Genomic DNA, 1,212 nt, shown 5'->3' with positions numbered 1-1,212 from the left:
TTCTTCAACAAGACGGTTTGCACTGCGGCGCATATCAGCGTGAATAGCGATAACGTCATTGTCTTCACTTAGCTCAAAACGGTAGTCAGGACGGTCTGGGAATACGACTGCGTTTTTCTCACGCCATTCTGCGCGAGCTAGAGAAAACTCGTATAGATCACGTACGATAGTTGCGATTTCTTCTGAAGGTTGCCATGCGTCAGAGTTGCCGTTTTCTAGCCAATCAGAAACGTGATCGTATGCTAGGCGCGCATGTGACTTGATGTTTGCAGCGAAGAATTTGATATCGTCACCAATCACACCGTCTTTGCTCACTGTTACGGTGCAGCAGATTGCTGGGCGGATTTCGCCTTCAATTAGAGAGCATAGGTTGTCCGCTAGGTCGCGAGGTAACATCGGGATGTTACGGCCTGGTAGATAAATGGTGTAACCACGCTCACGCGCGACTTTATCCATTTCGTCTTCAGGTGTGATGTACGCAGTTGGGTCAGCAATCGCGATAGTTAACTCAAAATCACCAGATTCTGTTTTCTTCGCGTACAACGCGTCATCCATATCTTTGGTTGATTCACCATCGATTGTGACGAAAGGAACATGAGTCATGTCGATGCGCTCTAGATCGGCGTCATCTTTTAATTCCCAGTTCTCAATGCCAGCAGGTTCTGAGTTTGGTAGATCGTTTTGCGCTAGCGTTACCCACCACGGTGCGATTTTGTCGTCAGCGTCAGTGATTTTCTCTGAAATTTCAACGAAGAACGTGTTGTCGCCTTTTAGCGGGTGACGAACAAGATGTGCTACAACCCAATCACCTTCCGCGAAGTTGTCAGGCTTTAAACCTTTCTTCAGTTTCGCTTTTAGAGACAATTTCTTTAGTTGAGGATGGTCAGGCACGACATTTAGCTTGCCTTTGAACATTTTTACTCGACCGATAAAGCGAGTAAGAGATTGTTCGATCAGCTCTTGTGGTTCTGCGACTTCACGTTCATTTTCAGTACGGATGATGGCCACGACTTTGTCGCCGTGAATGCACTTTTTCATGTACGCTGGTGGGATGAAGAAGCTGGTCTTGCTGTCCACTTCCAGGAAACCAAAGCCTTTATCTGTTGCTTTGATTGAACCTTCTTTTTTAGGCAGGTTTTCTTGGATTTGCTGCTTAAGCTGGGCTAATAGCGGGTTATCTTGAAACATCTTTTCTTAACTTACCAATGGAGT

1 protein-coding gene is annotated in these 1,212 nt (G+C 46.0%); it reads right to left on the bottom strand.

The window, feature by feature from the left end; all coding sequences use genetic code 11:
- Positions 1–1,188, bottom strand: a 1,188-nt coding sequence (rnb, locus tag R7Q47_RS25305) for an exoribonuclease II (protein ID WP_318090087.1), incomplete at its 3' end; no start/stop codon positions are given.
- Between the last annotated feature and the right edge of the window lie 24 nt (positions 1,189–1,212).

The organism is Vibrio sp. Vb0349 (assembly GCF_033338975.1).
Note: the sequence above shows the minus strand (reverse complement) of the source record. Positions and strands in the feature narration are given on the sequence as shown.